The organism is Planomonospora sp. ID91781 (genome assembly GCF_015711595.1).
Taxonomy (GTDB): domain Bacteria; phylum Actinomycetota; class Actinomycetes; order Streptosporangiales; family Streptosporangiaceae; genus Planomonospora; species Planomonospora parontospora.
In genome coordinates this window covers 724,285-750,804 of the sequence record NZ_JABTEY010000003.1, presented here as the reverse complement: position 1 = coordinate 750,804, position 26,520 = coordinate 724,285, and the positions used below count along the sequence as shown (strand labels likewise).

Annotated in this window: 25 protein-coding genes and 1 pseudogene; 11 read left to right on the top strand and 15 right to left on the bottom strand. The window is 73.1% G+C overall.

Going from position 1 to position 26,520, the window contains the following annotated elements; translation table 11 throughout:
• Positions 1-198: 198 nt before the first annotated feature.
• Positions 199-669: a MarR family winged helix-turn-helix transcriptional regulator gene (locus HS048_RS33665; protein ID WP_196469876.1), complete on the top strand. Its 471-nt coding sequence runs from the start codon at positions 199-201 to the stop codon at positions 667-669.
• Positions 670-748: 79 nt separating this feature from the next.
• On the opposite strand, the gene HS048_RS33660 is transcribed toward HS048_RS33665, so the two are convergent.
• Both HS048_RS33660 and HS048_RS33655 read right to left on the bottom strand, forming a co-directional pair.
• Positions 749-1,255: a DUF1003 domain-containing protein gene (locus tag HS048_RS33660; protein WP_153054511.1), complete on the bottom strand. Its 507-nt coding sequence runs from the start codon at positions 1,253-1,255 to the stop codon at positions 749-751.
• A complete protein-coding gene (locus tag HS048_RS33655; protein ID WP_231647537.1) occupies positions 1,252-2,487 on the bottom strand; it encodes a magnesium transporter MgtE N-terminal domain-containing protein in 1,236 nt (411 codons plus the stop codon). The genes HS048_RS33660 and HS048_RS33655 overlap by 4 nt, the downstream gene beginning before the upstream one ends.
• A gap of 129 nt (positions 2,488-2,616) precedes the next feature.
• Here HS048_RS33655 and HS048_RS33650 point away from each other — a divergent pair, with 129 nt between their 5' ends.
• Complete coding sequence (locus HS048_RS33650; RefSeq protein ID WP_196469875.1) at positions 2,617-3,564, top strand: DMT family transporter; 948 nt, start codon at positions 2,617-2,619, stop codon at positions 3,562-3,564.
• Positions 3,565-3,724: 160 nt separating this feature from the next.
• Here the strand turns inward: HS048_RS33650 and HS048_RS33645 are convergent, their stop codons facing one another.
• Both HS048_RS33645 and HS048_RS33640 read right to left on the bottom strand, forming a co-directional pair.
• Positions 3,725-4,078, bottom strand: a complete 354-nt coding sequence (locus HS048_RS33645) for a hypothetical protein (protein WP_196469874.1) — start codon at positions 4,076-4,078, stop codon at positions 3,725-3,727.
• Positions 4,079-4,142: 64 nt separating this feature from the next.
• Positions 4,143-4,712, bottom strand: a complete 570-nt coding sequence (locus tag HS048_RS33640) for a biotin transporter BioY (protein ID WP_196469873.1) — start codon at positions 4,710-4,712, stop codon at positions 4,143-4,145.
• A 157-nt stretch (positions 4,713-4,869) separates the two neighbouring features.
• On the opposite strand from HS048_RS33640, the gene HS048_RS33635 reads away from it, so the two are divergent.
• The gene (locus HS048_RS33635) at positions 4,870-5,811 is read left to right on the top strand and encodes a CoA ester lyase (RefSeq protein WP_196469872.1); all 942 of its coding nucleotides are present in this window, start codon (positions 4,870-4,872) and stop codon (positions 5,809-5,811) included.
• Positions 5,812-5,896: 85 nt separating this feature from the next.
• Here HS048_RS33635 and HS048_RS33630 read toward each other — a convergent pair whose 3' ends face one another.
• On the bottom strand, positions 5,897-6,496 hold the full coding sequence (locus tag HS048_RS33630) for a DUF6529 family protein (RefSeq protein WP_196469871.1): 600 nt from the start codon (positions 6,494-6,496) through the stop codon (positions 5,897-5,899).
• Entirely contained in the window at positions 6,496-7,155 is a 660-nt protein-coding gene (locus HS048_RS33625) for a hypothetical protein (RefSeq protein ID WP_068901368.1), read from the bottom strand. Before HS048_RS33625 ends, HS048_RS33630 begins: the two co-directional genes overlap by 1 nt.
• Positions 7,156-8,284: 1,129 nt before the next feature.
• Here HS048_RS33625 and HS048_RS33620 point away from each other — a divergent pair.
• Positions 8,285-10,900, top strand: coding sequence for a hypothetical protein (locus HS048_RS33620; RefSeq protein ID WP_196469870.1), 2,616 nt, complete (start codon positions 8,285-8,287; stop codon positions 10,898-10,900).
• On the opposite strand, the gene HS048_RS33615 is transcribed toward HS048_RS33620, so the two are convergent.
• Positions 10,863-11,282: an NUDIX hydrolase gene (locus HS048_RS33615; protein WP_068901373.1), complete on the bottom strand. Its 420-nt coding sequence runs from the start codon at positions 11,280-11,282 to the stop codon at positions 10,863-10,865. The genes HS048_RS33620 and HS048_RS33615 overlap by 38 nt on opposite strands.
• Positions 11,283-11,356: 74 nt before the next feature.
• Between HS048_RS33615 and HS048_RS33610 the strand changes: the two genes are divergently transcribed.
• Together HS048_RS33610 and HS048_RS33605 are read left to right on the top strand one after the other, a co-directional pair.
• Entirely contained in the window at positions 11,357-11,998 is a 642-nt protein-coding gene (locus tag HS048_RS33610) for a DUF6758 family protein (RefSeq protein WP_068901375.1), read from the top strand.
• Positions 11,999-12,172: 174 nt separating this feature from the next.
• Positions 12,173-12,790: a MarC family protein gene (locus tag HS048_RS33605; protein WP_068901376.1), complete on the top strand. Its 618-nt coding sequence runs from the start codon at positions 12,173-12,175 to the stop codon at positions 12,788-12,790.
• A 71-nt stretch (positions 12,791-12,861) separates the two neighbouring features.
• On the opposite strand, the gene HS048_RS33600 is transcribed toward HS048_RS33605, so the two are convergent.
• A complete protein-coding gene (locus HS048_RS33600; RefSeq protein WP_196469869.1) occupies positions 12,862-14,163 on the bottom strand; it encodes an RNA-guided endonuclease TnpB family protein in 1,302 nt (433 codons plus the stop codon).
• Between the two features lie 605 nt (positions 14,164-14,768).
• Positions 14,769-16,456: pseudogene (locus HS048_RS33595) on the bottom strand (IS1182 family transposase).
• 154 nt (positions 16,457-16,610) lie between these two features.
• On the opposite strand from HS048_RS33595, the gene HS048_RS33590 reads away from it, so the two are divergent.
• The 3 genes from HS048_RS33590 to HS048_RS33580 all read left to right on the top strand — a co-directional run bounded on the left by HS048_RS33590 (position 16,611) and on the right by HS048_RS33580 (position 19,339).
• Positions 16,611-17,333 (top strand): MBL fold metallo-hydrolase, encoded by a 723-nt coding sequence (locus tag HS048_RS33590; protein ID WP_068901378.1) that lies wholly within the window; start codon positions 16,611-16,613, stop codon positions 17,331-17,333.
• 6 nt (positions 17,334-17,339) lie between these two features.
• The gene (locus tag HS048_RS33585; RefSeq protein ID WP_068901380.1) at positions 17,340-18,269 is read left to right on the top strand and encodes a PD-(D/E)XK nuclease family protein; all 930 of its coding nucleotides are present in this window, start codon (positions 17,340-17,342) and stop codon (positions 18,267-18,269) included.
• Positions 18,270-18,550: 281 nt separating this feature from the next.
• The gene (locus tag HS048_RS33580; RefSeq protein WP_307832736.1) at positions 18,551-19,339 is read left to right on the top strand and encodes an alpha/beta hydrolase; all 789 of its coding nucleotides are present in this window, start codon (positions 18,551-18,553) and stop codon (positions 19,337-19,339) included.
• 312 nt (positions 19,340-19,651) lie between these two features.
• Here HS048_RS33580 and HS048_RS33575 read toward each other — a convergent pair whose 3' ends face one another.
• On the bottom strand, positions 19,652-20,524 hold the full coding sequence (locus tag HS048_RS33575) for an alpha/beta fold hydrolase (protein WP_068901384.1): 873 nt from the start codon (positions 20,522-20,524) through the stop codon (positions 19,652-19,654).
• A 108-nt stretch (positions 20,525-20,632) separates the two neighbouring features.
• Positions 20,633-22,363, bottom strand: coding sequence for a DEAD/DEAH box helicase (locus HS048_RS33570; RefSeq protein WP_196469868.1), 1,731 nt, complete (start codon positions 22,361-22,363; stop codon positions 20,633-20,635).
• A gap of 403 nt (positions 22,364-22,766) precedes the next feature.
• Between HS048_RS33570 and HS048_RS33565 the strand changes: the two genes are divergently transcribed.
• A complete protein-coding gene (locus tag HS048_RS33565) occupies positions 22,767-23,417 on the top strand; it encodes a ferritin-like fold-containing protein (RefSeq protein WP_196469867.1) in 651 nt (216 codons plus the stop codon).
• Between the two features lie 43 nt (positions 23,418-23,460).
• On the opposite strand, the gene HS048_RS33560 is transcribed toward HS048_RS33565, so the two are convergent.
• The 3 genes from HS048_RS33560 to HS048_RS33550 form a co-directional block, all read right to left on the bottom strand.
• A complete protein-coding gene (locus HS048_RS33560) occupies positions 23,461-23,691 on the bottom strand; it encodes a DUF3107 domain-containing protein (RefSeq protein WP_068901389.1) in 231 nt (76 codons plus the stop codon).
• 139 nt (positions 23,692-23,830) lie between these two features.
• Complete coding sequence (locus HS048_RS33555) at positions 23,831-24,451, bottom strand: TetR/AcrR family transcriptional regulator (RefSeq protein WP_153054514.1); 621 nt, start codon at positions 24,449-24,451, stop codon at positions 23,831-23,833.
• Positions 24,452-24,510: 59 nt separating this feature from the next.
• Positions 24,511-24,744 carry a hypothetical protein gene (locus HS048_RS33550; RefSeq protein ID WP_084008809.1) on the bottom strand — a complete coding sequence of 78 codons (234 nt, stop codon included), beginning with the start codon at positions 24,742-24,744 and terminating at the stop codon, positions 24,511-24,513.
• A 198-nt stretch (positions 24,745-24,942) separates the two neighbouring features.
• Between HS048_RS33550 and HS048_RS33545 the strand changes: the two genes are divergently transcribed.
• Positions 24,943-25,842: a Ku protein gene (locus HS048_RS33545; protein ID WP_196469866.1), complete on the top strand. Its 900-nt coding sequence runs from the start codon at positions 24,943-24,945 to the stop codon at positions 25,840-25,842.
• 94 nt (positions 25,843-25,936) lie between these two features.
• Here HS048_RS33545 and HS048_RS33540 read toward each other — a convergent pair whose 3' ends face one another.
• Positions 25,937-26,308, bottom strand: coding sequence for a hypothetical protein (locus HS048_RS33540; RefSeq protein ID WP_196469865.1), 372 nt, complete (start codon positions 26,306-26,308; stop codon positions 25,937-25,939).
• Between the last annotated feature and the right edge of the window lie 212 nt (positions 26,309-26,520).

Here is a 26,520-nt window from a genome sequence, read left to right as displayed (position 1 = left end):
TCTGTGTGTCGTCCGGGCGTTCCTCGGGCGGGTCCATCGTATGAACCCGGGAGGCGTGCGAAGAATTCCGGGTGCTCGGTGCCGCGGAGGCGTCTTTGACGTCCTGTTACCCGCCGGGGCGGGGGTCCAGGGGCGCCTCGTCGCGCGATCCGGACAATTCGCTATGTAGATGCGTGTGCAACGTTCTAAGGTTACTGCGTGACCCTGACGGCGGGCGAGTCAAGAGATGCCATCGGCTCGGAGGAGCTGGAGGTCTGGCGCATGCTCCAGCGGGCCCAGGTGCGGATCACCCGGCTGCTGGAGGCGGACCTGATGGTCGCCCACGACCTGGCGCTGGCCTCCTACGACGTGCTCAACCAGCTGGCGGAGTCGCCCGGGCGGCGGCTGCGCATGAACGACCTGGCCGAGCGGGTGCTGCTCTCACGCAGCGGCCTGACCCGGCTCATCGACCGGCTCCAGCGCGACGGCCTGGTGGAGCGGGAGGCCTGCGCCAGCGACGCGCGGGGCCTGTTCGCGGTGCTGACCGACGCCGGCGCCGACCGGCTGGCCGAGGCCGCCCCCACCTACCTGCGGGGCATCCGCAGCCGGTTCCTGGACGTGTTCGACGAGGACGAACTGCGCCAGTGCGCGGCCATGCTGAACAAGCTGTTCCCGGAGGCCGCCGGATAGCGGCCGGAGACGCCCCGGCGGCGCGGCTCCCACCGGGGCGCCGCCGGCCGTGCTCCCGGACGGGACGGGCCCCGGCGGTTCAGCGAGGACTCTTCGGCCGGACCGGAACGGGTTCGTACGGCCCGCGCGCCTCGCGGAGATCCTCGGCCAGGTGCTGGAGCTCCGAGCGCAGGTAGTCGCGGGTGGCCACCTCGCCGAGCGCGATGCGCAGCGCGGCGATCTCCCGGGTCAGATACTCGACGTCGGCCTGGTTGCGCTCGGCGGCCCTGCGGTCGTGCTCGTTCTGGACCCGGTCCCGGTCGTCCTGCCGGTTCTGCGCGAGCAGGATCAGCGGGGCGGCGTAGGAGGCCTGGAGCGAGAGCATGAGCGTCAGGAAGATGAACGGGAAGGGGTCGAAGCGCAGGCCCTGCGGGGCGAAGACGTTCCACAGGATCCAGACCGCGACGAACACCGTCATGTAGACGATGAAGCGCGCGGTGCCGAGGAAGCGGGCGATCTGCTCCGACAGCCGCCCGAACGCCTCCGGGTCGTAGTGCGGGCGCAGGCGCAGGCCCAGCTCGCGGGGCTGGTCGAGCCGTTCGGTCACGGGTTCCCTCCGCGGTCCTCTTCTTCCCGCCAGTCGCCGGGAAGCAGGTGGTCGAGCACGTCGTCCACGGTGACCGCGCCGACGAGCCGGCCGGCGTCGTCGACCACGGGCACCGCCACCAGATCGTAGGTGGCCAGGTAGGACGTCACCTGTCTCAGGGTGAGGTCGGGCCTGATCGGGTCGAGCGAGTCGTCCATGACCGTGCCGAGCAGGGTGGACGGGGGCTCGCGCAGCAGCCGCTGGAAGTGCACCAGGCCGAGGAACCTGCCGGTCGGCGTCTCGACGGGCGGGCGGGTCACGTAGACCTGCGTGGCCACGGCCGGGATGTGGTCCTGCTGCCGGATGACCGCCAGGGCCTCGGCGACGGCGGCGGTCGGGGGCAGGATCAGCGGCTCGGAGGTCATGATGCCGCCGGCGGTGTTCTCGGGGTAGACCAGCAGCCGCCGGACCGGCGCGGCCTCCTCGGGCTCCATCAGTGCCATCAGCGCCTCGGCCTGCTCGGGGGAGAGGTCCTGGAGCAGGTCGGCGGCGTCGTCGGGCCGCATCTCCTCCAGCACGTCGGCGGCCCGCTCCGGGTGCAGCCGGCTCAGGATGCCGATCTGGTCGCGCTCGGGGAGCTCCTCCAGCACGTCGGCCAGCCGTACGTCGTCCAGGGCGGAGGCGACCTCGACCCGCCGCTTGTCGGACAGGGTGTGCAGGGCGCTGGCCAGGTCGGCCGCGCGCATGGTCTCGAAGGCGGCCAGCAGGCTCGCCGCGCCCTGGTCCTTCTGCACCGCGCTGAAGCCCCTGACCTCGCGCCAGTCCACGATCCTGCTCGCGCCGCGCCGCCGCAGGCCGAGCGTCCCGCCGCTCCTGGCCAGGGCGACCTTGGTGATCATCCACTCGGAGGTGCGGGTCTTCTCCATGGCGAGGTCGAGCACCGTCATGCGCTCGCCGTCGACCTCCACGGACAGGTCGAGCATCTCGCCGATGACCAGGGTCTCCGAGGCCCGCTGCTCGAACCTGCGCATGTTGAGCCGGCCGCTGAAGACCAGGGCGCCCGCCTCGACGGTGAGCACGCGGGTGATCGGGAGGAAGACCCGGCGGCGCGGCTGCATCTCCACCACCAGGCCGTGGACGTGAGGCGGGGCGGACCCGGCGACGGTCACCACCACGTCCCGCACCCGGCCGATCTGGTCCCCGGCCGGGTCGAAGACGGGCGTGCCGGCGAGCCGGGCGATGAAGATCCTCACATTCGAAGCGTAGGCGGTGGTCCGGGACAGGGGGCCGAGGCACGCTCACATGCCGGACATTTCTTGCCCTGGCCTCCTCGGCATGACAGCATCAAATCCCCTGAACGGTAGTTACATGGATGGTGTCACATGAGGCGTGCCGGCCTGCTGATCGCGTTCGCGTCTTCCTGGTGCTTCGCGTTCTCCGGACCGATGGCCAAGTACCTCGGCGGCGGCGGACTGGCGCCGCTGGAGTCCGTCTGGGTCCGGATGGCCGGGGCCGGGCTGCTGCTCGTCGGCATCCTGGCGGTGGTCAGGCCCCGGGCGCTGCGCATCCCGCGCGCCCGGCTGCCGTTCTTCGGCGCCTACGCGGTGGTCGCGGTGGCGGGCGTGCAGGCGCTGTACTTCGCGGCGATCACCCGGCTGCCGGTGGGCGTCACCCTGCTGATCGAGTTCACCGCGCCGGTGTTCGTGGTGCTCTGGGTGCGCTTCGTCCGCAGGGTACGGCTGCCGCGGGCGGCCTTCACCGGGGCCGTGGTGGCCGTGGCCGGGCTCGGCATCGTGGTGGAGGTCTGGTCGGGCCTGAGCCTGGACCCGTTCGGCCTGCTGCTGGCCTTCGGCGCCGCGGCGTGCTGCGCCGGGTACTTCCTGCTCAGCGACGGCTTCGGCGACGACGTCGACCCGCTCGGCCTGATCGCCTGGGGCCTGGTGGGCGCGGCGGTCGTGCTCGTCCCGGTCTCCCGGCCGTGGGACATCCCGTGGCGGGCGTTCGGCGACGCGGTCTCGCCGTCACCGGACGCCCCCGTCCTGCCGGTGGCGGCGGCGGCGCTCTGGATGATCCTGATCGCCACGGTCGCCGCCTACATCCTCGGCGTCACCGCGGTGCGCCGGCTGTCGGCCGCGGTCGGCTCCACGGTCGCCTCGCTGGAGGTCATCGCCGGCGCGGTGATCGCCTGGCTCCTCATCGGCGAGGCCCTGGGCGCCTTCCAGATCCTCGGCGGCCTCATCGTCCTGACGGGCGCCTACCTCGCCCAGCGGGCCACCGCCGAGCTGCCGGCCCGGACGGGCGAGGTGGCGGAGCCGGTCGCGGCGGGGTGAGCCGTACGGCCCGCGACCGGGAGGCGGTCACCGTGGAGGTGGACCGCCTCCGACCCGGAGGCGGTCATCGTGTGGGTGGACCCCCTCTGACCCGGAGACGGTCATCGCGGAGGCGGGCCGCCCGCGGCCGGGAGGCGGGCCGTGCGCGGCCGGGGACCGGTCACCGCGGCGTGAGCCGTACCACCTGGGACTCGGCGGCCCAGCGGGCCGTCAGGCCCGCGCCGTCGGCGGCGTTGAGCCGGTCCTTGGCCAGCGCGGCCACCGCGTCGGCGGCCTCGGCCTGGTCCACCACCTCCACCGAGGCGTCGAAGGCGACCAGCCGCGCGCCGTTGTCCTTGCTCCGCAGCGTCACCTGGACCCGGCCGGCCTCGGCCAGCCCGGGCAGCGACTGCTCGCCGCCGCCGGTGACCACGTAGATCGCGCCGTCGTGCCAGGTGTGCCAGGCCAGCCGGGGCCGGTCCAGCGAGAGCCACAGCACGCCCGACTTCTTCGCGCCCTCCTCGATCACACTCATGACACGAATGTACGGCCCGCGCCCTTGCGAGCCCCGGGCGCGGGCCGTACACGATCGGGACGGGTCAGCGGCGGGCGAGCTTCCACGCGGCGGGGAGCAGCCCGGCCGCGACGGCGATCTTGATCGCGTCGCCGACCAGGAACGGGATCACACCGGCGGCGAGCGCCTCGCCCAGGCCCAGGCCCAGGGTGGCGATGAGGACCGGGAGGCCGAAGGCGTAGATCGTCAGGTTGCCGAGGACCATCGTGCCGACCGTGCGGGCGACCGTGCGGTCGCCGCCGCGCTCGGCGAGCCTGCCGACCAGGGCGGCGGCGGCGATGAAGCCCAGCACGTAACCGAAGGTGGGGCCGCCGAAGCCGGAGGCGCCGCCCGCGAACCACGGCACGCCCGCGATGCCGACGAGCATGTACAGGGCCATGCTCAGCGCCGCGCGGTTCATGCCGAGGGCCGCGCCGACCAGCACGACGGCGAAGGTCTGGCCGGTGACCGGGACCGGCCACATCGGGAAGGCGAGCTGGGCGGCCAGGCCGGTGAGGGCGGCGCCGCCCACGACGAGCGCGGCGTCGCGGACCCGGGAACCCGGGATGAGGTCGGACAGTACGGCGGGCTGAGCCGCCGGAGAAGCGTTTGCCATCGTTTCGTCTCCCTTTGCCGAAGCGTGCTCCCCATTATTCGGACATCCGGCCCGTGGTCCGCTCAAGGGGTGCGCCAAGAAACAGGGGTCGGAGTTTGTGCGGGCGCGACAGCGCCCCCGCCCGCGGAATCTGCCGGGCGCCCGCTACGGTGTGGCCATGCGCTCCCGACGTTCGTGCCTGGCGGTCCCCGGCAGCAGCCCCCGGTTCCTGGAGAAGGCGCAGGGCCTGGCCGTCGACGAGGTCTTCCTCGACCTGGAGGACTCCGTCGCGCCGCTGGCCAAGGAGGAGGCGCGCGGGAACATCGTGGCCGCGCTGCGCGAGGGCGACTGGTCGGGCCGGGTCCGGGTGGTACGGGTCAACGACCTGTCCACGCAGTGGACCTACCGGGACGTGATCGAGGTGGTCGAGGGCGCCGGGGCGTTCCTCGACTGCCTGATGCTGCCCAAGGTCGAGGACGCCGGGCAGGTGGCCTGGCTGGACACCCTGCTGACCCAGATCGAGAGGGCGAACGGGCTGCCGGTCGGCCGGATCGGCATCGAGGCGCAGATCGAGAGCGCCCGCGGCCTGGTCAACGTGGACGCCATCGCCGCCGCGTCGCCCCGCCTGGAGACGCTGGTCTTCGGCCCCGCCGACTTCATGGCCTCGATCAACATGCGGACGCTGGTCGTCGGCGAGCAGCCCCCCGGCTACACCGAGGGCGACGCCTACCACTACATCCTGATGCGCATCCTGATGGCCGCCCGCGCGCACGACCTGCAGGCGATCGACGGACCCTACCTCGCGATCAAGGACCTGGACGGCTACAGGCGGGTGGCCGCGCGCTCGGCGGCCCTCGGCTTCGACGGCAAGTGGGTGCTCCACCCGACGCAGATCGAGGCGGCCAACGAGGTCTTCTCGCCGTCCCAGGAGGACTACGACCGCGCCGAGCTCATCCTCGACGCGTACGAGTACTACACGACGGTGGAGCGGCGCGGCGCGGTCATGCTGGGCGACGAGATGATCGACGAGGCGTCCCGGAAGATGGCGCTGGTGGTGGCGGCCAAGGGCCGCGCGGCCGGACTGCCGCGCACCACCGCCTTCACCCCGCCGGCGGCCTGACCCCGAGGGCGGCGGAGCACGGTGGAGAGCACCGCGGCGGCCTGACTCCGACGGCGGCGGAGCACCGCGGCGGCCCGCGCCCCGCCTACAGCTTGACCCCGATCGTGGTGAAGAACCACAGCGACGAGGTCACCCAGAGGCCGGCCAGCGCGGTGAACGCCAGCCCGCCGAGCAGCGGGAGGGTCCAGCCGGGCAGCCCGCGCTTGGGCAGGGCCAGCATCTTCGCGGTGAACACGCCGTAGAAGAAGCAGCCCAGCAGCGAGTGGACCAGCACGCGGGTCACGTCGAACTGGGCGCCCAGCGCGTACAGGCAGTGGAAGGCCACCGGGATCGTCAGCAGGAACGCGGCCCGGCCCGACCAGCGGTGCAGGGCGCCGATCCACGGCACGTCCAGTTTGATCCGGCCCCACATCACCAGCGCGGAGAAGACCTGGACCCCGGCGAGCAGGAACGCGCCGGTGGTGAGCCAGGACTTCATGGCCAGCGGCCCGGAGAACCCGGCGGGGCCGACCGCGAAGCCGGTGGGCGTGTGGGCGCGTCCGTAGACGCCGAGCGCGACCGCGACCAGCCCGCCGACGACGAGCGGGACGAGCAGCGGGGCGAGGTTCTGCCGGGGCGGGGTCCGCAGGGCCTGCGTGTCGTCCGTCGTGCCGTCCGCCGTGCCGTTCGCTGGGGTGCCGCTCATCAGAACTCCTCGATGAACTCGTCGACGTCCTTGGGATCGACCTGCTCGCCGTTGACGGTCGCGTTCTCCCCGGGTTCGGGGACGGCGACGTCGGCGGGCGCGCCGTCGACCAGGGTCAGGCCGACGCGGGTGCCGTCGGCGAGGTAGATCCATCCGGCCCGGACCTTCGCGCCGCGGACGATCGCGCTGGCCCGGTAGAGGCCCGACGGCTTCTTGACCGTCGGCGCGGTGAAGTCCCACTCCTTCGAGCCGAACTCCAGCGTCCCGGTGGCCCTGCCGCCGCCGAGCGCGGCGGTGAGGGAGGCTCCCTCCGGTCCGGTCAGGACGACCCTGCCGTCGGCGGCCTTCCCCCGGAGCCAGGCCTCGACCCTGCCGTCGCAGAAGTAGCCGACGGCCTTGCCGTTGCGGATGGAGACGGCGATGAGGCCGCCGTTGCCCCGGACCCGGCCCGCGTAGTCGGCCTTGGCGGGGACGGGCTTGGCGGTCCTGGACGGTGCGGGCGCGGCCGAGGCCTCCGAGGTGGCCTCGGCCACCGCGGCGGGCCCGCCCGCCGCGCCGGCGTCCCGGGCCGGCGGTGAGGTGGTGGCGCTGAGCGCGCCGAGCGCGACGGTCGTCGCCGCGCCGGCCGCCAGCGTGAGTACGGGCCCCAGCCGTTTCATGTTCGCTCCCTGGGGTCGGGGTTTCCTGCCCTCATGAAAGCTCCCACCGGCCGTGGCGTCTGTGAAGTAATGCGCACTGGGACGGAGAGGGGAGATTCCCGTGCTCCCCAGGAGTGGCCTAAATCGGATTTGTCATTTCTGGCGGTGACGAATCCGGCACCGGGCCCACGAATCTCGCTAGAGAGGTCTCGCCAGGAGGGCTCCGGCGTGTTGCTCTGGATGGGGCGCCCCGCCGGGGTCGCGCGACGGCGAGAGGTGATCGTTTCGATGGGACGGGGTAGTAGTAGGGTCGCGTGCGATTTGCCGTTTCCATAAGGGATTGCGGTCGGGCGTTGAAGACGACTGGAACGGTCCGGAATCAGCGGATCCGGATGCGTAGGCTTCCTTCGAGGAGGTGCTGAGCGTGGCCTCGGGCCCTCACGACCCGCGCTCGCGAGAACGGTCGGTGGACGGCGGCGGCGCGTCCGGCGGAACGCCGCACGGAACGGAGTCCCAGCAGTCTCAGGAGCCGCACGGGTTCCGCAGGCCCGACCTGTCCCAGGAGCCTCCGAGCCCCCATTCTCCGCCGACGATCCAGCACTTCCCTCCCGGTCCCTCCGACGGCCGTCCGCGCGGCCTCCCGCTCTCCTCCCCCTGGGTGGCGCCGCCCTTCGCGGCTCCCGCTCCGGAGGAGGCCGATCTCCCCGCCTCCTCCCGGGCGCCCGCCGCCGGCCGTCGCCGTCCCTACGCCCAGCCGTACGCCTCGCCCGCCGCGGCCGCCTCGTCGTCGCCGGGCTCCGCGGAGCCGGAGGAGCCCTCGGCGGGGCGGGGCCCCTCCGAAACGCCGGGCCCCGCTGAGGCGTCCTCCGCCGACCGGCACGCGACGGGAGCCTCCGCCACCGGACCGGGAGCGGAGTCCCGCCCGCGTGGGAGAGCGGCGGGCCGCCCCGACAGGCTGGTGGCGTCCGCTCCAACCGAGCCGGTTCCTCTCGCACCGGAACCGGGAGCGGAGTCCCGGCCGCTCCGGGGAACGGCGAACCGGCCGGACCGGTTGGTGGCGTCCGGACCTCCCCGCCGGGTCCGGAGGCCGCAGGACGAACCTCAGGACGACCCGCAGGACGACCCGGGAAAGCGGCCCCAGGCCGTGCCCGTGCCCGGACCGGAGCCCGAGCCGCCCGCCGCGCCACGGGAGGAGCCCGCCGGGTGGACGCCCGGACCGGAGCCCGAGCCGCCTGCCGCGCCGTCGGGGGAGCCCGCCGGGTGGACGTCAGAGCGGGAGGACGACTTCGAGCCCGTGCGGCGGGTCGGCCGCCCGCCGGCCGGAAGACCGGCGCGGCCGGACCTCCTGGTGGCCCAGGGGCCGCCCCGGCGCGGACCGGGCGGAGGACGCCACCGGCCGGCCGCCGCGCCCTCGGCCGTGCGCCGTTCCAGCCCGAGGCGGGGCAGGGGCGGACGCCGGCTGGTCGTCCCCCTGGTGATGGTGCTGGTCCTCACCGCGGCGGTCGGCGGGAGTCTGGCGCTGTGGGGCTGGGTGAGCGACTCGCTGGGCACGGGACTGCGCCTGGCGGGCGGTGACTTCCAACCGGCGGACGGGACCTTCGCCTCGCCCGTCGACGGCGGCGGCGACGGTTCCAGCCAGGTGCTCAACGCCATCGCCGCGGTGGGGCCGACCGTGGTGGCGGTCGGCAGCGACACCACCAGCCCCGTCCCCCGGCCGCTGTTCCTCGTCTCGCCGGACGGCGGCACGACCTGGCGGCTGGGGAAGGTGACCGGGTTCGCGGGCCAGGAGGGCGGACCGGCCACGGTCGGGCTGGTCGCGGGCGGCGACGGCCGGTGGCTGGCGGCGGGCAACGAGCCGTCCGGCACCGGAGGGCCCGCCGGGGGGCTCACCGTGGGACTGTGGAGCAGCGTCGACGGCCACCGCTGGAGCGCGGTGGACGCCGAGGGACTGACCGCGTTCGCGAGCGGCGACAGGATCACGGACCTGGCCCGGACCTCCTCCGGCTTCGTCGCGGTCGGCACCGCCGTCCTCGGCGACGGCACCTCGGGCGCCGCCGCCTGGACCTCGCCCGACGGGCGGAGCTGGACCAGGGTGGAGACGCGCGACATCGGCGCCCCGGACAGGATCCGCGGCCTCAGGGCGGTCGCCGCCCGGGGGGACGCCGTGGTCGCGCTGGCCGATCCGGCCCAGGGCGGTCCGGGCTCGGTCGTCCTGCGCTCCGGCGACGGCGGGAGGTCCTGGCTGCCGTCCGGAGTGGCGCTGGACGGCGTCGTCGCGCAGCCGGGCACGCTCGCCGTGGCCCGGAAGGGGTTCGTCCTGGTCCCGCTCCAGCAGCGCAGCGCCAAGGGGGAGGTACGGGTCCACTGCTCGGCGGACGGCGGGAAGTGGGAGGCCTGCGGCGCCATCACGGGACTGGACGCGCAGGGATCGGGCGTCAAGCGCCTGACCTCCTCCCCCGAGGGGGTGGCCGCGGTCACCGAGACGGGCCTGGAACGCTACGCCGTGCACACCAGCGCGGACGGCCGCGAGTGGACCAGGGCCGCCGACCTCGGGCGGCTGCCCGGCTCGCTGCGGGCCCTGGCGGTCTCCGGCACCGGCACGCTCGTCGTCGGCGGCGACGAGCGCGCCGCCGAGGTGGACAACCGGCTCGTCCTCATCACGGCGGCCAAGGGGAGCAAGGCGAAGGCGGTCCCCCTGGCCGAGATCCGGGGCCTGGTCCGGGCCGCCCGCGAGACGGCCCGGGTGGCCGCGGGGGAGGGCCGGTTCGTCGCCGTCGGCTCGGTCTTCGGCGACGCCGGGATCTGGAGCAGTCCGGACGGGGAGGAATGGCAGGCGGCGGGACCGGCGGAGACCCTCGGCGGCGCGCACCGGCAGGCCCTCGGCGACGTGGCGTACGGCAGGAAGGGCTGGCTGGCGGTGGGCGGGGCCATGAGCGGAGCCTCCTCGACGGAGCCCCTGCTCGTCACCTCCGCCGACGGCGGCGACTGGCGCCGGGTCCCGGCCGCGGACGCGCTGAGACCGGCGGGCGACCGCGACTTCCTCGCCCCGCACGCGGTCGCGGCCGGCCCGTCCGGCTACGTCCTGGCCGGTGAGGAACGGGGTGCGGCCACCGCCGTCCCCGTCCTGTGGTTCTCCGCCGACCTGAAGCGCTTCACCCGGGCGGCGGGGCTGCCCGCGGGCGGCGCGGGGGTGCGCCTGCACGACGTCTCGCCCACCTCGTCCGGTTACATGGCCGTCGGCGGCTCCGGTACGGCGGGGCACGAGACCGGCGTGGTGTGGGTCTCCGCCGACGGCGTCACCTGGACCGCGCGCAAGCCCGTCGTGCCGGTCGGCGCGACGTCGGCGGGACTGCGGCACGTGGTGACGTACGGCGGGCAGGCCGTCGCGATCGGCGCCGCGGAGACCGCCGAGGGCAGCCGGGCGTTCGGCGCCGTCTCCCGGGACAACGGGGCGACGTGGGAGACGGTCTGGCTCCCCGCCGACCATGAGGCCGCCGTGCAGGACCTGGCGGCGACCCAGGACGGGGTGGTGGCGGTGGGGCGGCAGGGCGCTCGGGGGGAGGGGGACAGCGCGGTGTGGACCTCAGGGGACGGGCGGTCCTGGCAGCTGCACACGCCCACCCAGGGACACCTCGCCGGCGGCGGCCTCCAGTGGCTCGGCGCCGTCGCGGTCTCCGGCGACCAGGTGGTGGCCCTGGGCCGGTCCACCACCTACGACGCCGACCACCTCACCCTGTGGCGGTCGACCCTGGCGGCGGACCGATGACCCCCCAGCCGGTGAGGGCGTCCAGCAGGCCGGAGACCAGGGGCAGGCGGGGCAGCTCGCCGAGATCGAACCAGCGGGCGTCGGCGGCGTCGTCGCCGGGGACGAGCACGCCGCCGACGACCTCGGCCAGGTAGTCGCGGATCTCGTAGACCACGCCTCCCGGGCCGGGGCGGTCCACCGTGCCCGCCAGCGGCCCGACCGACACCGTCAGCCCGGTCTCCTCCGCCACCTCCCGGACGACCGCCTCGGCGTCGGACTCGCCGGGCTCCACCCGGCCGCCGGGAACCGACCAGAGCCCCTCGCCGGGCGGGCGGCCGCGGCGGACGAGGAGCAGCCGCCGGGAATCATCGGAGATGATCGCCCCCACACAATTTACGCGCACCTGAACAAGATTACGGCTCCATAACGGACTGCGCTCTTGACTGACCGGTCATCAGGAGAGCACCGTGGGTAGGCGTGAGAGCATCGCCTACCTGCCCACGCTGTTTCGGCCCGCTTCGCCCGCCGAGTGCTTGGTCAAGCGCCTGGCGATGCGGCCCGCACGGCGACGTCCTGCCCCTGCAGCCGCCGCGGCAACCGTCGGAGGCGGCCGTGGAGGCCGTCACCCGCGAGGCCCACGTCCCGGTCTGGATGCCGTGGCCGCTGCCGGCCGGCTGGCTGGTCACCGGGTTCGCCGCGGCCGGCGACGAGCGCACCGGCACCCGGGCCACCGTCGTCGCGCTGTCCGGCCCCTCGCTGACCCAGGGCCCCGCCGATCTGCTGATCATCGCGGAGGAGCCGGGGGTGGGACTCGGCGCGGGGTTCGCCGGGCTGCCCGGCCCCGACCCGGGGGAGGGGTTCGGTGACGGCCCGCCGCACGCGAAGATCGACGTGAACGGCCACCCCGCCGCGCTCTGGTGCGTGAGCGGCCCCTCCGACCGGGCGGTCTACGCCGGTGAGGCGATGGGCGACTGGCTGTGGGCCGTCGTCTGGCCCGCCGACGCGGGCTGCCTGGTCGCCCTCTTCGAGCTCTCCCTGCGTGACCTGCGCGACGACGGACAGGTGTTCGACCTGCCCTTCGGCGCCTTCTCGCCACGCCTGGAGGTCGGGGAGACCTGACGCCCCGGCACGCCCGGCGGCGTCCTCGTGCGCCCGGCTTCGGCGCCCCGGCATGCCCTGATGTCCGAGCATGCCCCGGCGTCGGGCCGGCCGGGCGCGGAACCCCGCAGGTCCCGGCGCGGGCCGGATGACTAGCATTGAGGCGATCCCCCTCCGCTCCGGCCAGGGGGACGCGTGTTCGACATCCAGTTCTTCGTCGAGGCGTTCGTCACGATGTTCGTCATCATGGACCCGCCCGGCATCATCCCGCTCTTCCTCGCCTACACCGGCGGCCGCGGTACGGCCGAGCGCAGGCGGATCGCCTGGCAGGCGCCCATCGTCGCGTTCTGCCTCGTCGTGCTGTTCGCGGTCTTCGGGCAGGCGATCCTCGGCTACCTGCACGTCGAGGTGGCGGCCATGCAGATCGCCGGCGGCCTGCTGCTCCTGCTGGTCGCCCTCCAGCTGCTCACCGGTGAGACCGAGCCGCCCGCCAACACGATGAAGTCCAACGTGAACGTCGCCCTGGTCCCCCTCGGCACGCCCCTGCTCGCCGGCCCGGGGGCGATCGTCGCGACCATCGTCTTCGCCCAGCAGGCCGGGGCCAAGAGCGGCGGCATCCTGGCGCTCGCCCTGGCCATCGGGGTCGTGCACATCCTGCTCTGGGTGTTCATGCGCTTCTCGCTGGCCATCGTCCGGGTCGTCAAGGAGAACGGCATCGAGCTCGTCACCCGCATCGCGGGCCTGCTGCTCTCGGCGCTCGCCGTACAGCTCATCATCACCGCCATGCGCACGCTCCTGGGGGTGGCGCCGTGACACGCGGCGTCGCAACCGACAGAGGCATTGACCTGCTCCCCGCCCTGAAAGGACAGGGATTCCCGTGCCGCTCACGCGGCAGCGCGCGGCGCGCCGCGCGCTGTGGAACGGGTGCTTGACGCTTCACCGACCCGGGCAACCCCGAAGTCTCCACGCCCTGAGACGACCGGCCCGGCCGCCTGTCCTCCGGCCTTGATACATTTCGCCGCGTTCACATCGGCGTGCTCGACCTGCCCGCAGGCGGTGCAACGGAAGAGCGCTTGGCTCTCGCGGCTCTTCGCATCCACCCGCCCGCAGGCCGGAGCCGAGCACGTCCGGGACGTGTACGCGGCCGGGACCGTACTGACGATGCTGCCGGTGTAACGGGCCGCCGAGCGGACCGCGACCTCCAGCCCGTACCAGCCCTTGTCCAGGATCGCCCGGTTCAGGCCGGATTTCTGCGCCACCCGGACCCCCGGCGCCTCGGCCGTGCCGGACGCCGACGCGGTCATCGCGCGCACGTTCAGGTCCTCCAGCACGATGTGCGCGTAATCACGGGTCAGCCGGTGCGCGGCCTGGACGGTGAAGTCCGCGCGCCTCCGCCGCACCCGCCCCATGATTGCGCCCAGGGCGCGCACCACCCGCCTACGCCGGGCCGAGCCCTTCCGGGCGCGGGCCAGACGGCGTTGCAGGCGCAGGTACCGTTCGGTCTCGCCGGGCGACAGGTAGCCCCGATCGGCTTTCCCCTCCTTCGGCGGCTTGGGGGAGGACACGCCGCAGGCGGTGGCGTGGCGGCGGTCGAAGAACTCCCCGTCACTGGTGACGGCGGCCGTCACCACGCCCCGGTCCACGCCGACCGCCGTCTCGGGTCGGGCATGCGCGTCCGGGGTGGACTGCCCGTCCTCGACGAGGAACGCGATGAACCAGTGGGCGCCGTCACGCGAGACGGTCGCCGAGCGCGCCGCCCCGCCCAGCGGCCGCGATAGCCGGAAGCGCACCCAGCCGAATTTCGGCAGGAACACCCGTGCCCACCGGCGGTTGATCGTCTGGACCGGGATCTGCTTGGGGGTGGGGAACCGGAACGACGGCCGCCACCGGGTCCGGGTCTTCCAGCGGACCTTGCAGGTGCCGTGCCGCCGGCACGCCGCGTCCAGGTCCTTGAGCGTCTGCTGCAGCGCCTGAGCCGGGGCCTCGGTCAGCCAGGGGAAGTCCTTTTTGGCCTCGGCGAGTTGTCGGCACTGCTCGGCGTAGCCGATGAACGCGCTCCGGCGGCGGTAGGCGCGGCGCTGCTCCAGGGCGGTGTTCCACACCGACCGGCACATGGCGGCGACCCGCTCGGCGGTCAATTTCTGCCCGGCGTCGAACTCCAGCCGGTACCTGCGCCCGGTCAGCACGCGAAACACCTCCCCCATCCCATCGGTCGCCCGCGCTTGCGTGTGTGGACTCGAACACGTTAGCGGCCGCGTCATGATCGAGGAGGGTGAATGACGGCACGGCGGACACCGGGTGTCCGCGCCGCCCGCCTGGCAGGGCATCGTGCCCGCAGAGAGGCGGAACGCCGCCGAGGATGCGGGGCTGCACCGCCGGAAGAGATCACGATCGGGGGTGGGCGGTGGCTCCAGGACCGAGGCTGGGCTGTGCGCGTTCGATCGCGAAGGCGACCCTGTCCATCTCCTGGCCTGCTCCCCGTCCCTGGCCATCGGCGGTGACCCGGTCACCTCGCCGGAGGGCTGCTCCTCGCCAGGCCTGCGCACGGAGTCCACCGGCCGAACCAACCGCGCCATCACGCACGGCCGCTTCTGATCTCCGGGCTATGTGGCCGCTTCCTGCGGTGGAGCCCTGCTGGCCGTCCTCAGGACCTGCATCGACCAGCAGTCCCGCTCTTCGGACGTTTGCGGGTTCCGCGCTGCGGGCTCGGGATGGCCCGCCTGGCGGCGGGCCATCCCCTGACGGGGACCGCATTCATCCTCGGCAGGACTCCGTTGCCCAATTATGTGGATCATGCGGTTAGCCCCAGGTCGAGTTGGGTGAAATGCGATGTCCGGGTTGCTCCGAGGGGCGTCTCGGTAAGCCAGGCGTCCAGGCGGATGAGGTTGATCGCGGCTGCAGACAGCGTGTTGGCGAGGTGAGTCTTGTTCAGACCCAGGTAGCGGGTCCGGCGCATGCCGCCCCGGACGACTTGGGAGATGGTCCCCTCGATGCCGCCCCGGACGACTTGGGAGATGGTCCCCTCGATACCGACACGGATCTTGTAGCGTTCTTTCCAATCATCGGTGAGCTGCGCGCGGCGAGCGCGTTCCAGTGCCTCGTGCTGGTCGCGGGGGCGAACGGTGAGCTGGCGCAGCCCGATCGTGGCGGTGCTGCATCGCGGGCGCAGGAGGCAGGGGCCGCAGTCGCGTTTCCGGAATGCGATCTTGATGACCGGTGCGCCGCGTTTGATCTCCTCCCGCCACCTGCCGCTGGTGTGGCCTGCCGGGCAGGTCGCGTGCCGGCGGTCGAAGTCGACGGCGAAGGCATCCAGGCCGAATCCCTCGCCCGTGTGAGCCTGGCGACTGGTGGAGAACTGGACCGGCCCCAGCAGGTCGATGCCGTACCTGTCGCGGGCCCGGACCAGATGGGGCGCGGTGGTGTAGCCGGTGTCGACGGCGTGCTCGGCGGGTAGCAGGCCACGTGCCGCCAGGTCGTCATGGACGACGGGAGTCAGCTGGGAGTCCTCCACCCAGGCGTCGGTGGTCGCCATGTGCGTGATCAGGTGCGGGGCGTCCGGTTCGCAGGTCTCGGTCAGGTGCACCTTGTAACCGATCCAGTCGGCCCCGCGCTTGACCCCGTACCGAGCCTCGGGATCATAGGGAGAAGCCAGCCGGAGTCTTCCCGGCGGCAGGTCCGCACCCTGCCGCACACACACCTCCCCATCGGTCCGGTGGTACTGCTGCACCCACGCCTCGCGCAGCACCTGCACCGCCGGGACCTGCCGCAGCCAAGCCGGAACTCTCCGGTCATAGATGTGCTTCAGCAGCGGGTATCCATCCGCGCCGACCTGGCGCAGGTATTCCGTCCGTGCCGCCTGACCGTCGGGCAGCCGGTAGGCGTCCACCCATTCCCCGTACCGTTCCTGCCAGGTGGCCGGAGCCCACGCCGCCAGCCAGCTCGGCTCGCAGACCGCCAAGGCGTTCAACGCCGAACGCATCACCTCTGCGACGAACTCCGCCCGGTTCAACGACCGCACCGCGGCCAGCACCTGCGTGGAATCGGTCCGCTGACGTCCTCCCGCGCGCAGAAACCCCAGCTCGCTCAGCCGTTCCACGGCCAGTTCGAAGACATGCTCCTCCTGGCCGTGCTCGATCAGCCGGGCACGGAAGCCGCTGAGCACCGAGAAGTCGAAGCCCGGATCGGTCAGCTCCAGGCCCAGCGCGTACTTCCAATCGATCCGGCCCCGTACCGCGTCGGCGGCCTGCCGATCGGACAGGTTCTCCGCGTCCTGCAACACCGACACCAGCGCCAGCTGCCCGGGAGACAGGCCCGGACGCCCTCGGACGCCGAACATGCCCGCGAACTCGGCATCGGCGAACAACGGGCCCATCGCGTCGCGGATCCCCGCATCGCCATCGCGTTCTTGGGGAAGGCCGCCCGCGCCACCCGCGCGGTCAGCTCGGGGATCTCCGGCCACGGACGTGGCTGCATCGACACCACAGGCTCCTTTTCACCACCTGGCCAAGAAGGATCCGGGCGCAGACAGCGCATCTTGAACCCGAAACGATCCACTCGGCGAAGGTACGCCGAATTAGACAACGGAGTCCTGAAGGCCGAGGCTTTCTCCGGATTCCCGGTAAGGTTCTGAAGCGTGACAGCCCGTATCGAGCGAGTGGTGACCGAGGGTGCCGTCGACGTCGACGGCACCGAGCACAAGGTCGAGAACAACACCTGGATCGTGGGTGACGATGAGGAGGTCATCGTCATCGACCCCGCGCGCGACGCGGAGAAGATCCTGGAGCAGGTCGGCGAGCGGGAGGTGCTCGCCGTCATCTGCACCCACGGCCTGCCCGACCACGTCGGTGCCGCCATCGAGGTGGCCGCGCGCGACGAGGCCGTGGTCGCCATGCACCCCAAGGACAAGCCGCTGTGGCGCCGGACCTGGCCGGACACGTGGCCGGACATCGAGCTGGAGGACGAGGGCGTGTTCGCCGTCGCCGACGTGGAGCTGGAGGTCATGACGACCCCCGGGGTCACGCTGGGCGGCATCTCGCTCTACTGCGAGGAGCTGGACGCGGTCTTCACCGGCAAGACGCTCCTGGCCGACGGCCCGGGCAGGATCGGCGGTGAGTACCCCGCGCTGGCCGACCAGCTCTCCACGATCGGCGGGCGGCTGTTCACCCTGCGCCACAGCACCCGCGTGCTGCCCGCGCACGGCGAGGAGGCCGTCATCGGCGACCTGGAGCCGCGGTTCGACGCCTGGCTGTCCGGTTCGCTGACCCGCGGCACCGCGGAGGCGGAGGACGAGGACGAGGGCCCGCTGAAGGATGGGACGCGCGCCGCGGGGATCCGGCTGAACCTCGACCGCGACTAGCCCTCCATGGACCAGCTCCCCCTGGAGGGCGTCCCGCGGCGGCTCTACTCCTGCACGCCGTCGCGGCTCAACGGCTGGCTGGACTGCCCCCGGCGCTACCGGTTCGGCTACCTCGACATGCCCGCGCCGCAGCGGGGGCCGCGGTGGGCGCACACCAGCGTGGGCGTGAGCGTGCACAACGCCCTGGCCGGCTGGTGGCGGGAGCCGTACGACCGGCGCACCCCCGCGACGGCGGAGGCGCTGCTGGCCAGGGGGTGGATCGGTGACGGGTTCCGGGACGCCGGGCAGTCGGCGGCCTGGCTCGACCGGGCGCGGGCGATGGTCGCCCGCTACACCGCGACCCTCGACCCGGCCGACGAGCCCGTCGGCGTCGAGCGGACCGTGGCGACCAAGACCTCCGTGCTCGCGCTGTCCGGCCGCGTCGACCGGCTCGACCGCAGGGGCGGGGAGCTGGCCGTGGTCGACTACAAGACCGGCCGCCGCCCGCTGACCGAGGACGACGCCCGCTCCTCGCTGGCGCTGGCCGTCTACGCCCTGGCCTCCTCCCGGATGCTGCACCTGCCGTGCAGGCGGGTCGAGCTCCACCACCTGCCGACCGGCTCGGTCGTGGCGTGGGAGCACACCGAGGAGTCCCTGGAGCGCCACCTGCGCCGGGCGGAGGAGATCGCGACCGAGGCCGCCGAAGCCGACGAGCGCTACGGGACCTGGGCGGAGGCGGCGGGACGGAGCTCGCGCGCGAGCGCGGGCAGGGGCCGGGGCAGGGGCGCGGCGGGGAACGCGGACCGCACGCCGCCGGAGGTCCCGCCGGAGATCGACGCGCTCTTCCCGCCGCGGACCGGCCCGCTCTGCTCGTGGTGCGACTTCCGCCGCCACTGCCCCGAGGGGCGGGCGGCGGCGCCGGACAAGCTTCCCTGGGACGGCCTGGCCGACTCCTGAGGGTCCCGGATCCTTCCGGCCCGCCGTCCGCGGTCGACGGGCAGGGCCCGCACCTGAGCGTCAGGGAGCGCCGGGCCGTTGCCCCGTGGGGCGGGGGACGGGCGCCGACCGTCGCGTCATCGGCGCCGGACGCCCGACAGACGGCGGATGATCCGGCGCGGACCGGCCGTGAGGATGACTCCACGGATCCCGAACTCGAAGCCTTCCTGGCGCTCCTTCCGTCCATCGACCTGACCGATCCGGTCACCTCCCGCAAGCAGCTCGCCGCCATCCCGAGGCCCGTGCCCGACACCTCCGGCATGGAGGTCGAGGACCGCACGGTGCCGGCCGGGCCGCCGGTGCCGGTGAGGATCTACCGCCCGGCGCAGGCGCAGGGGGCGGTGGTCTGGCTGCACGGCGGCGCGGGCGTCTTCGGCGACCTCGACACCGAGCACGGGCAGGCGGTCCGGATCGCCGGCGGCTCCGGCGCGGTGGTGATCTCGGTGGGCTACCGGCTGGCGCCGGAGCACCCCTCCCCCGCCGCCTCCGACGACGCCTACGCAGTCCTGACCTGGGCATTCGACAACGCAGCCGAGCTGGGCTTCGATCCCGGGCGGATCGCCGTCGGCGGTCACAGCGCCGGTGCGGGCCTCGCGACCGGAGTGGCCCTCCGGGCCCGCGACGAGCAGGGGCCGCCGATCCGCTTCCAGCTGCTCAATCAGCCCATGCTCGACGACCGGCAGCAGACCTGGTCGCAGCTCGCCTTCACCGACACCCCCTGGATGACCCGCGACAAGCTCGCCGCGGCGTGGCGGCACTGCCTGGGCTCCGCGCCCGCCACGCCGTACACGGCTCCGGCGCGGGCCGACGACCTGTCCGGCCTGCCCGCCGCCTACATCGCGACCGCCGAGTTCGACCCGCTCCGCGACGAGGCCATCGAGTACGCGCTGCGCCTGCTGCGGGCCGGCGTCCCGGTCGAGCTGCACCAGTGGGCCGGGACCTTCCACGGGTCGCAGGCCCTGCCCGCCGAGGTGTCGCAACTGCAGATCGCCGAGCTGGGCGCCGCCCTGCGCCGTGCTCTGGCCGAGTGAGGTGAGCAGCCCCGCCGAAGCGCGTCCGGAGCAGGCGGCGGCTCCTCATGGGGCCGCCCGTGCACGTCACCCCGGTCCTGGAACCGGCGACCGCGGTGCGACTCGCTTCATCCTGTCGGGCGCTCTCCGGCGGCCGGGGACGAGGTAGCCGGCACTGCGGCGCTGCTCGGCGAGGTAGCGGTCGGCCTGGCGGTCGCTGGCAGCGCTGCCTCCGCGGTCAGGGAACCGTCCCGTGACGTGTGTTCCACCGTGACCGCCGGGGAACGCCGGGAAATGCCGTCCCCGTGGCGGGGAACCGTACCGCCGGGGCGGTCAGCTCAGCAGCCGGGCCTCGGCGGCGTTCCAGAACCGGACGAGGGCGGCGGCCGTGGTCTCAGGGGCCTCCACGGCGGGGGAGTGCGCCGCGCCGGGGACGACCACGCACTCGGCGTCCAGCCGGTGCGCCATCTCGGCCTGCAGGTGCGGGGGCCAGCCGTCGTCGTGCTCGCCGTACAGGACCAGGGTGGCCACGCCGACCTGGGCGAGGTCCCCGCAGCGGTCGGGCGCGGAGAGCACCTGCCGGGTCATGGTGGTCATGCCCACCGGCGAATTGGAGAACAGCCGCTTGCGCAGGAACGCGACGATCTCGTCGGGCACCCCGGCGGCCAGCGCCTCCGGCTCCATCCGGTTGTGCCACAGGTGCTCCAGGCCGAACTCGGGCAGTTCGGTGAGCATGGCGCGGCCGAAGCGCTCGCGCGGGCCGACGATCGCGCCCGGGCCCGAGCTCATCAGCGTGTAGGAGGCGAACTTGGTGCGGCCGTCGATGACCGCCTCCCGGGTGACCAGTCCGCCGAAGGAGTGGCCGACCAGGTGGAGGGGCTCGTCGCCGCCGACCGTCTGCGCCAGCAGGTCGATGTCGTTGCCGAGCGCCGCGCAGGTGTAGGCGGCGGGGTCATCCGGGCCGTCCGTCTCGAACTGGCCGCGCATGTCGATCGCGATGACCCGGCGGCCCGACTGGGCGAGCGTCTGGAGGACGGAGATGAAGTCCTCCTTGCTGCCCGTGAGACCGGGGACCAGCAGGGCGGGCCAGCGCTCCGGGATGCCGCTGACGGGCATCGCCTCCAGTGCGGCGAACGTGCCCGCCGCCGTGTCGACCGAGATGGGGCGGACACCAGGAGGCAGGGTCAGAAAACGCGGCGTACTCACGTGAGACCACGATACCTCTCTGGTCGGGATGGCCTGCCGCCTCCGCGGACGGCCGCGGCCGACGGGGGAGGGACACCGGGCGGGATGCCCGGAGCCCCTCCCCCGCGGTTACGGCTGGTTGCCGCGGCGGGGTCCCCGCTGCTGGCCCCGGGCCGCCGGGCGGCGGCGGTTCTGGACGCGCTCGGAGGCCGCCGAGGGGGCGATCTCGTCGTCGTCCGTCGCCAGGTCGGGAGACTTGAAGATCACCGCGAACGGGCTCGGCGGAATGATCTTCTCTGGCTCGGGGCGCTGCTGCTGGGGCGCGGGCGCCGGCTCCTCGACGTCCGGGTCGGGGGCGTCGAGGTCCTCGGCGGCCACCGGCTCGACGGGAGCGGTCTCCGGGCTCCGCCCGGTCCTGCGGGTGCGGCCGCGCCGGGGCGCGGACTCACCGTCGTGCGGTGCCACATCTGCCTCCACCTGAGGGAGCTCGACGGCGGGACTCGGGACGTCCGCGACCTCGACCGGCGCTGCGGCCTCTTCGACGGCGACCGTCTCCGGGACCGCCGTCTCCGAGGCCTCCGCGCCGTTCCGGCCGCCGCGCGTGCGGCGGCGCTCGCGCGGGGTGCGGGCGGGACGCTCGCGGCGCTCCTCCCGCTCCTCGTCGCGGCCCTTGCGGGGCGTGCGCGAACGGGTGCGGCCGGTCTCGCCGAGGTCTTCGACCTCCTCGGCCGCCAGGCCGGCGCGGGAGCGGTTGGCGCGCGGCAGCACACCCTTGGTGCCCTCGGGGATGCCCAGGGCGCTGTAGATGTGCGGCGAGGTCGAGTAGCTCTCGACGGGCTCGGCGAAGTCCAGCGAGAGCGCGTTGTTGATGACCTTCCAGCGGGTGAGGTCCTCCCACTCCACGAAGGTCACCGCCACGCCGGTGCGGCCGGCGCGGCCGGTGCGGCCGATCCGGTGCACGTACGCCTTCTCGTCCTGCGGGCAGTCGTAGTTGACGACGTGGGTGACGTCGTCGACGTCGATGCCGCGCGCCGCGACGTCGGTCGCGACCAGGACGTCGATCTTGCCGTTGCGGAAGGCCCGCAGGGCCTGCTCGCGCTGGCCCTGGCCGAGGTCCCCGTGGACGGCGGCGGCGGCGAAGCCGCGTTCCTTGAGGTCCTCCACGACCCGGTCGCAGGCGCGCTTGGTCTCGCAGAAGACCATCGTGAGCCCGCGGCCCTCGCACTGGAGGAGGCGGCCGAGGATCTCGATCTTGTCCATCCGGTGCGTGCGCCAGACGAACTGCGTGGTCTGCGGGGTGGCCTCGGCCTCGGCGTCGTTGTTCTCGGCCCGCACGTGGGTCGGGCGGTTGAGGTAGCGCCGGGACAGGCCGACGATCTCGCCCGGCAGGGTGGCGGAGAACAGCATCGTCTGCCGCTCGGCCGGGACGAGCTTGATGATCCGCTCGATGTCGGGCAGGAAGCCCAGGTCGAGCATGCGGTCGGCCTCGTCCAGGACGAGCACGCCGATCTGCGAGAGGTCGAGGTGCTTCTGCTTGACCAGGTCGAGCAGGCGGCCGGGGGTGCCGACGATGACGTCGACGCCCTGCTTGAGCGCCTCGATCTGGGGTTCGTAGGCGCGCCCGCCGTACACGGTGAGGATCCGGGAGCCCAGCTTGCCTGCGGCCGTGACCAGGTCCTCGGTGACCTGGACGGCGAGCTCGCGGGTCGGTACGACGATCAGCCCGCGAGGCTTCTTCCGGTTCTTCCTGGGCTTGCCGACACGCTGGAGCATCGCCACGCCGAAGGCGTAGGTCTTGCCGGTGCCGGTGCGCGCCTGGCCGATGATGTCCTGGCCCGCGAGGGCCAGGGGGAGTGCCATCTCCTGGATGGGGAACGGCGTGGTGATGCCCTCGGTGTCGAGGGCGTCAGCGATCTCTGGTGTGACTCCGAGGTCTCGGAACGTCGTCAGCTTGGCCTGCCTAAATCTCCGTTGAAGGCAGTCCTGCCGGGACCACGGGCCGACAACTCCCCGTGCCGGGTCCTCGCGGAAGGGCCAGCCCTCTCAATGTCATCAGCGACCGCTGCGGCGTCACGCCGATTTCCGGGGGGCGTTCAGGAGGGATCTCCTGGGTTAACACAGTGCGGTCGCACTTTCACAGTGAAGTGTACCCGATACCACAACCGGGAACCGATTTCCTGGTATTCCGCATGAATAACGCCGGTGACCCGCTGGGAACCGGGACCGGTTCACCGGCGGCCCCGGACGCTCGTAGTCTGCCCCCATGAGTGATTCCCGCCCTGGCGTCGCCGACCTGCTCGGTGTGCTCGCCTACGCCGAGCTGACCGCGTTCCTCCGCCTCGCCGAGGAGGCCGCGCGGCACGCGCCGACGCTCACCGACCGGGCCGCCCTCGGCGACCTCGCGGCGGCCGAGTACGGGCACTTCCGGCTGCTCCGTGACCGGCTCGCCTCGCTCGGCGTCGACCCGGAGGAGGCGATGGCCCCCTTCGTCGACGCGCTGGACGGCTGGCACGAGCGGACCGCGCCGAACGACTGGCTGGAGGCTCTGGTCAAGGCGTACGTCGGCACGGGGATCGCGCTCGACTTCTACCGTGAGGCCGCGGCCCACGTGGACGCCGAGACGCGGTCGCTGGTCGAGGAGGTGCTGGCCGACGAGGGCCGCTGCCAGTTCGCGGTGGACCGGGTCGGCGCGGCCCTGGAGGAGGACCCGAAGCCGGCCGGCCGGCTGGCGCTGTGGGCCCGGCGGATGGTGGGCGAGGCGCTGAGCCAGGCCCGGCGGGTGGCCGAGGCGCGGCCGGAGCTGGCGGTGCTGCTGGTGAGCGCGGACGGGGAGGACGTCACCCGGATGTTCAACCGGCTGACCGAGGCGCACGGCAGGCGGATGGCCGCCCTGGGGCTGACCCCGGGGCCGTGAGTCCCGGGGACCCGGCCCCGAGGCCGTGCCCCCGGGCGACAGGTCAGAGGGTGCCGCCGAAGCCGACGGGCCGGGACTCCTCCTCGCCGATCTCGACGAAGCCGAGCGAGGTGATCGGGACGAGGACCCTGCGGCCCTTGACGTCGGTGATGGAGAAGATGCCCCGGTCGGCGGCGAGGGCCTTGCCGAGTTCGTTCTCGACCTCCTCGGCCGAGAGGTCGGTCTCCACCACGAGCTCGCGGTGCACGGACCGCACGCCGATTTTGATTTCCATGTGCTGCTCCCTTTCGATGAGGGCTGCCTGTCTCATCGTCGCCCCTCGGGGAGCTCCGCGTGCCGGTTGATCGCGTCAAGCGAACAGGCCCGCCGGTGCGCGGCGGGCCCGGTCGGCCGGTGTGCGGGGAGGCCCTCGGTCAGCCCGTGCGGGGGAAGCCGGAGATGCCGCGCCAGGCGAGGCGGGCCATGAGCTGGGTGGCGGCGTCCTTCGGGATGGAGCCGTTGCTGCTGAGCCAGTAGCGGGCGCTGACCTCGGCCATGCCGACCAGGCCGACGCCCAGGAGGTGGGCCTCGTCGCTGGAGCAGCCGGTGTCCTCCTGGATGACCTGGCTGATCATCTCGGCGCTCTCGCGGAGGTTGCGCTCGATGCGCTGGCGGACCGGGGCCACGTTGCGCAGGTCGGACTCGAAGACGAGGCGGAAGGCCTCGCCCTGCCCGGAGACGAAGTCGAAGAAGGCCCCGATCGCCGCCTGGACGCGCTGCTTGTTGTCGGTGGTGGAGGCCAGGGCGTCCCGGCAGCGGGTGATCATGTCGTCCACGTGCAGGTCGAGCAGGGCGAGGTAGAGCTCCTGCTTGCCGGGGAAGTGCTGGTAGAGAACCGGCTTGCTGACCCCGGCCCGCTCGGCGATCTCGTCCATCGCGGCCGCGTGGTAGCCGTTCTCCACGAACACTTCCTGCGCCGCGCTGAGCAGCTGACGGCGGCGGGCCATCCGGGGCAGCCGGGTGCCCCGGGGCTTGGCGTCCGGGGTAGTGGTCACGGCGTTCTCCTTGCGGGATGCTCCTACGTCTCGGGTCATCCTACGCGCGGGTAACCAGGTCAGCGATAGTCATCCTCGTCGAGCTCCACCTCGCGGCTCTGGTCCGTGGCGTCGGCGGGGTCCGCGTCGAAGGGGATCCGGTCGGGCCAGCTCCGGGTCCCGGCGCGCACCTCGCGGTGCTGCTCGGCCGCGTCCGCCTCGGGGGTCTCGAGGTCCGCCGCCGGGCCCGCCGTCTCGGACAGGGCGTCGTCGATCTCCTCGAGGGTGGTGTCGTTCACGTCCATCTCCGACATCGGCCCGTCCTTCCGTCCTGCTGTGAACAAGGGACGCCACCCAGCGTACGTCCCCCGGGTGCCCGGGCCGGGCAAGGCAGGGCATCGGATGCGCCGTGGCGGGTATGTCCCTCGTTGGTAAGTGTTTCCATGCGCTTGGCGATTTTTCCGAACATGTGCGCGAAAATCGATGGGGGAGTTCCGACGTAGGGAGACGGCATGCGGAGCATCTGGAACGGCGCGGTGTCGTTCGGGCTCGTCACCATCCCGATCAGGCTGTACCCCGCGACGGAGCAGCGCGGCGTCGCCTTCAACCAGGTGCACCGGGAGGACGGCGGGCGCATCCGCTTCCGCCGGGTCTGCGAGGTCTGCGGCGAGGAGGTGCCCTTCGCCGAGGTGGCCAAGGGGTACGGCCTGCCGACCGGGGAGACCGTGGTGCTCGAAGACGCCGACTTCGAGGACCTCCCGCTGTCGACCTCGCACCGGATCGAGGTCCTGCAGTTCAGTCCCGCCGACCAGATCGACCCCGTCCTGCTGGCCAAGTCCTACTACCTGGAGCCGGAGCCTTCCGGGGTGAGGCCGTACGTGCTGCTCCGCGGCGCGCTGGAGCGGTCGGGGCGGGTGGCGGTCGCGAAGGTGGCGCTGCGGCAGCGCGAGTCGCTCGCGGCGCTGCGGGTCAGGGAGGGGGTCCTGGTGCTGGAGACCATGCTCTGGCCCGACGAGGTGCGCGAGGCGGGCTTCGCCTTCCTGGAGGAGGAGGTGGAGGTCCGGGCGCAGGAGGCGCGGATGGCCGAGGCGCTCGTCGAGACCATGAGCGGGGACTTCGACCCGGCCGCGCACCGGGACGCCTACCGGGAGGCGCTGCTGCAGGTCGTCGAGGCGAAGGCGGCGGGCCGCCAGGTGGTCCGGCCGCCGGCGCCGGTCGGGGAGGGCGGTCCCTCGGCCGATCTGATGACCGTGCTGCGGGCCAGCGTGGACGCGGCCAAGCGGAACCGGGGTGACAGAGGGGACAGGGGGGACAGGGGGGATGCGGCCGGGCGGCGCCGGGCGGACGACCCGGCGGAGCGGGGCGGGGACGCGCCGGAGCGCCGGCGGGGCGGCGCCCGCCGGCCCGCCTGACGCGGGATGCCGCGGGGCGCGCGGCGGGAGGGCCGGGCACGGCTGTGCCGTGGCGTCCCGGCGGGCGCCACGGCACAGGAGTCACCGGGATCGGCTACGAGCCGTTGGTGGTCTCCTCGGTCGTGATCCGCGGGCCCTTCTTCACATAAGCCTTGTGGACGTGTCCCTCGACGCCCGAGTCGCCGAACACCTTGCGCCAGTTCTCCCTGGAGCGCTTGCAGTTGCCGGTGGTGACCTGCCCCGGGTACAGGACGTCGATGGTCTTGTGCCGCTTGTTCCAGGACTTGGGCGTCTTGCCGGGCTTCTTGCGCACCTTGAGGTAGCTGTCGGCGGCGACGTTGCGCACCTGGTAGAGGCAGGCTTCCTGGGCGTGGGCGGGGGCCGCCGTGACCGCGGTGAGGGCGACCAGGCCGCTGCCGGTCACGGCGGCGGCCGCAAAGGCACTGGCGATTCGCTTGGAGAGCATTCGTCACTCCTTCTCTATCGATGTTGTGACTAAGGCCTTGATGTCCGGATTCATTCTGCGAAAACGGGCACAGGGAGTGATGTACTAAATACATAGAGTTACAATATTCTGTCTTTGGTATATATCGGACAAAAGGGACGAAATGAAAGAGCGGTCCGGCGGGCGGGAGTGGCGTCGACTTGCGGATGTCGTGGTGATGAGTCCGGAACGCT

Excerpts from the sequence above, each read along its gene's own strand:
- HS048_RS33545 (WP_196469866.1), top strand. The coding sequence starts at position 24,943 with ATGCGGAGCATCTGGAACGGCGCGGTGTCGTTCGGGCTCGTCACCATC.
- HS048_RS33560 (WP_068901389.1), bottom strand. The coding sequence starts at position 23,691 with ATGGAAATCAAAATCGGCGTGCGGTCCGTGCACCGCGAGCTCGTGGTG.
- HS048_RS33585 (WP_068901380.1), top strand. The coding sequence starts at position 17,340 with ATGGACCAGCTCCCCCTGGAGGGCGTCCCGCGGCGGCTCTACTCCTGC.
- HS048_RS33640 (WP_196469873.1), bottom strand. The coding sequence starts at position 4,712 with ATGGCAAACGCTTCTCCGGCGGCTCAGCCCGCCGTACTGTCCGACCTC.
- HS048_RS33650 (WP_196469875.1), top strand. The coding sequence starts at position 2,617 with ATGAGGCGTGCCGGCCTGCTGATCGCGTTCGCGTCTTCCTGGTGCTTC.
- HS048_RS33625 (WP_068901368.1), bottom strand. The coding sequence starts at position 7,155 with ATGAAACGGCTGGGGCCCGTACTCACGCTGGCGGCCGGCGCGGCGACG.
- HS048_RS33570 (WP_196469868.1), bottom strand. The coding sequence starts at position 22,363 with ATGGCACTCCCCCTGGCCCTCGCGGGCCAGGACATCATCGGCCAGGCG.
- HS048_RS33550 (WP_084008809.1), bottom strand. The coding sequence starts at position 24,744 with ATGTCGGAGATGGACGTGAACGACACCACCCTCGAGGAGATCGACGAC.
- HS048_RS33635 (WP_196469872.1), top strand. The coding sequence starts at position 4,870 with ATGCGCTCCCGACGTTCGTGCCTGGCGGTCCCCGGCAGCAGCCCCCGG.
- HS048_RS33565 (WP_196469867.1), top strand. The coding sequence starts at position 22,767 with ATGAGTGATTCCCGCCCTGGCGTCGCCGACCTGCTCGGTGTGCTCGCC.
- HS048_RS33645 (WP_196469874.1), bottom strand. The coding sequence starts at position 4,078 with ATGAGTGTGATCGAGGAGGGCGCGAAGAAGTCGGGCGTGCTGTGGCTC.
- HS048_RS33540 (WP_196469865.1), bottom strand. The coding sequence starts at position 26,308 with ATGCTCTCCAAGCGAATCGCCAGTGCCTTTGCGGCCGCCGCCGTGACC.
- HS048_RS33630 (WP_196469871.1), bottom strand. The coding sequence starts at position 6,496 with ATGAGCGGCACCCCAGCGAACGGCACGGCGGACGGCACGACGGACGAC.